Below are 3769 nucleotides of genomic sequence, written 5' to 3'. Positions count from 1 at the left end.
ACGAACTCGAAACTAACAAGCCGAGGGAACAAAGAAAAACACTAAATCACTGATTTTACGAGATTAAGCATAACGCCCAATTAAGTTGTGAGCAACGCTGTCACCTTACCCGAACACTTCACCTTAATCACTAAACCAACTGAAACCGAAAGTGCCGAGCGTTGCGAATCAGCTTGAATTGCTTGTTAGGTTTATTTTCGTCCGTAGTTTATTTTTACTATGTTGTCCATTGGCACTTCAACTACTCGACTTTCAGCATCTCTCAAAATTAGTGCTTTTGAGGTGCGCATCAACAGCTCATATTCGTGTAACTCATCACTTGATTTCAAAGTAAGGAGTACATCGATACCACCACCATAACGTAAATCTTGCAAAATATGTGCATAATTACTTGTATTGAACAACGCATAAGGCACCGTGACAACAGTTAGCAAGGACATTAAGAGAGCAAACCAAACTAACATTCGTTTGTTCCATATTAGGACTAGCAGCAACACGCCTAGGAAAACTGATCTTAATAATCGCCAAATATCAAAAGAGAAGGAACCCTGATACAGCTCTGCAATAGAAAAAGCCCCCCCATAAACAGAAACCTAACCCAGTGCCGATTAGAGAGATCGCCCAAATAGGAAGCTCTCTTACTTTTGTGTGATAACTTAAAAAGCCACCTTTTACATCAGTTCCTAACTGCCGTAATAGCACCGAAAAAATAACTGCATAGTAAGTAAAGAATAGCCCCATTAAATAAACTAGCGCGAAGACGGCTGCAAATACTATGAATAGAAAGAAACTGATCGTGGAGATCGTCATTGCGAGATATGGGATGCCCTCAGCTGGAATACGAAAACCACTTTGCCATGCAAAGTAATAGGATGCGAACTCACTAATGATCCCCACATAACCTGCACCAAATATCGCACTTAGTACACTTAAGATTAGATAGCGAGCTACAGCATGAAGCGCTAAGAAATTTGTGACTATTTTCTTTATTATATTAAACACTGAACTTCCTTTAAAACCTAACGCCGCGTTAAGTGGTGAGCAACGCAGACCACTGCACTTAAAGTATTGTTCCGTAAACACTAAAGCCGAAGCAAACCAAAAATGCCAAGCGTTGGGAATCCGTCTTAAACGCTTTGTTATACGTTTTTTACCACTTAGGAACCATACTCAATGCATTGTGTATTTGGTCTCTGGCAATATCACCGAATAAGTGAGTTTTTGCCATAAGCATATTAACAGCAGCACCGTTTGAAGCAGTTTGATTACGAATACGTTCTTTAGCTGCAAATGCAGGTTTTTGACGTTTATAGACATCTTCCCACCAATCTCTACCATACTTCTTAAGTAAGCTAGCTTTGATAGACTTAAAACGTTGTCTACTATCGCTACCCTCACCAGAAGCCAACACACTTGCCCATATCATGCGCTTTTGTAGATCATTTGGAAGCCAGTTTTGCTTTTGAAGATCTGAGATCACTTCGGGATGAAGATAGAGAGTATTCTCTGATACTTTTCTGGCAATCCACAACGATTGAGCACGCTCGAACGCAGCTTTCTTCTCTTGGGAACTGTAACCTTGGGAACGCTGCTTCCAAGTTTCCAGCTCATCAATTGAAGCTAATTTCTGAACTAGTTGTTCCAATGTCAAATCCTCCGGAAACGTATAACGCTGCGTTAAGGGGTGAGTGCCGCCTAAACCAAGTTTCCGCAGGCCACTTTCACCACCGAAACTCACCGCATACCAAAAATGCCACGCGGCACGAATCCCACTTGAACGCCTTGTTATGCTTAAGCTCCAATGGGTTACGTTTTACCATAACCAAGGTTAACTTAGCTTAGGCTCACAAACAAAAGCCAAAACCTAGAAAACTGAAATGACTCATAGATTTGAAAAACATACTTCGAATTTCGGTTATCCAAGAGCAAAAACTAAGATCAACTTTCTGATTAATCCAGCCGCCCTAACCTCGCACTTGCCCGAAAATTGATTGAGGCAGTTCTCAGAATTTGTAGCACCCAAGAATGGATGTCCAGAAAACAGCACCCACTGAAACCCACTTGCCGACAAGCACAGAACCAATCAGCCAACGGAACAAAGAAAAACCATAAACCACTGATTTTAAGTGATTAAGCATAACGCTGCGTTAAGGGGTGAATGCCGCCTAAACCAACCTTCCGCAGACCACTTTCACCACTAAAACTCACCGCATACCAAAAATGCCACGCGGCATGAATCCCACTTGAACGCCTTGTTATGTGCGCAGCTCATCGATGAACACCATGGCCTTTTTCGGGCTAGTTACTCTAACGAACTTTATGTGGCTATACCTCGGGTCATTAAGTAACTCTGTATAACGAATACGATTTGTTTTATACGTTTTCAATGTCCAGAGAATAATCGAATCTTTGCTAAGAAACGACTTTTTGAATGACTCAACATTGCCTGCTTTACCCCACAATTCCTGTTTAGTCACAATACGAGTTAACGCTCGTTTCACTGCTTGAAATAACGTTCTAGAAAAGGAATAGTCCACCCAAATGATGGTGTCAGCCCTAGCCCATTTGATTTCGGCTGTCCGGTTATAGTTACCATCAAGCACCCAATGTTCGCCACTTAGACTCTCAGTTAGATTTGCGAAGAACTCTTCATCTGTAGACTCTTGCCAATTTGGCTTCCAAAATATCGCATCCATTTCCAAATATGGGTATTTAAGCTTGCTAGCAAGTTGGCGACTGAAAGTACTTTTACCACTACCACTTGTACCTATTACATTAATCCTTTTCATCACCAAACCTGATTTCTTTCCCTAGCACATAACGCCGCGTTAAGTGGTGAGCAACGCAGACCACTTCACTTAAAGTATTGTGCAGTAAACACTAAAGCCGAAGCAAACCAAAAATGCCGAGCGTTGGGAATCCGTCTTAAACGCTTTGTTAAATTTCAGCTTCCAACTCATCTAAAAATCTTTTCTTAGTCACGGAGCCGTGAAACAAATGAATAAGAAGCGTATGCAATTTCAACAGGTAAGCAAACTCTAAAATATTTTCAACATTTGGTTTATTTGATGCTTGCAAGTCAATTTCAAAAACCAGCGGCTCACCTGACTGCTGTTCCAGTTGAAGTAAGATTGCTGGTTGTTCCAAAGTGATCTCTGATTTTATAGATATGTCTTTGAAATCATCAATGACGACGCATAACTCAACGTCTGACATACTCCTAATCTGTGATATAAAACTCTCTCCAATAGTCACAAAGGCAGCTATCAAATCAAAATATACATCAACATCTTTAACATCTGGAATTTCGTAATGATGCTCCAATCTGTTACGAAACTTATTTAGTTTTTCTAATGAACGACCATTAAAAACACCTGCATGTTTAAAAAAGCCTAGCTTTCTATCAACGCCTAACCTTTTAGCTCGATAAAGAGCATCTAAATTTAACACACTTAATAAATAATCGAGGTTACAGTCCATTGCACGCTTCAAATTAGACGTAGCATTGACTAATTGATAAGCAGTCATTTCTTCGCTTAAATCATTTTCAGCAAAACTCACAAAATCACGAGGCATTAACTCAAATGCTGGTAATTCAAACCCAGCACCACTGCCGCCTCCACCATCGATCGAATCAATATAACTGTTAAAGTAATCTCTAATTTCAGTCTTCAAAACTCACCTATGAAATTTAACGCCCTGTTAAGGTGTGAGCAACGCAATACCGATGCCGACGCATACCACCTTAAACACTACACGCAACGCATGG

The 3769-nt window shown here is 40.5% G+C and carries 5 protein-coding genes; all 5 read right to left on the bottom strand.

The genetic code is table 11. The features are described from left to right. Nucleotides 1–191: 191 nt before the first annotated feature. Complete coding sequence (locus PQQ36_RS22300) at nucleotides 192–464, bottom strand: hypothetical protein (RefSeq protein WP_273662725.1); 273 nt, start codon at nucleotides 462–464, stop codon at nucleotides 192–194. A gap of 67 nt (nucleotides 465–531) precedes the next feature. Further along, a complete protein-coding gene (locus PQQ36_RS22295; protein ID WP_273662724.1) occupies nucleotides 532–1002 on the bottom strand; it encodes a hypothetical protein in 471 nt (156 codons plus the stop codon). Between the two features lie 148 nt (nucleotides 1003–1150). Continuing rightward, the gene (locus PQQ36_RS22290) at nucleotides 1151–1738 is read right to left on the bottom strand and encodes a hypothetical protein (RefSeq protein ID WP_443098528.1); all 588 of its coding nucleotides are present in this window, start codon (nucleotides 1736–1738) and stop codon (nucleotides 1151–1153) included. Nucleotides 1739–2255: 517 nt separating this feature from the next. After that, nucleotides 2256–2789: a shikimate kinase gene (locus PQQ36_RS22275; RefSeq protein ID WP_002043369.1), complete on the bottom strand. Its 534-nt coding sequence runs from the start codon at nucleotides 2787–2789 to the stop codon at nucleotides 2256–2258. A 148-nt stretch (nucleotides 2790–2937) separates the two neighbouring features. Continuing rightward, nucleotides 2938–3675 (bottom strand): hypothetical protein, encoded by a 738-nt coding sequence (locus tag PQQ36_RS22270; RefSeq protein WP_273662721.1) that lies wholly within the window; start codon nucleotides 3673–3675, stop codon nucleotides 2938–2940. Between the last annotated feature and the right edge of the window lie 94 nt (nucleotides 3676–3769).

Origin of the sequence: Vibrio sp. CCUG 15886 (assembly GCF_028570825.1) — a bacterium.
In the GTDB taxonomy this organism is placed as follows: domain Bacteria; phylum Pseudomonadota; class Gammaproteobacteria; order Enterobacterales; family Vibrionaceae; genus Vibrio; species Vibrio vulnificus_B.
This window is presented reverse-complemented; position numbering and strand designations above follow the sequence as displayed.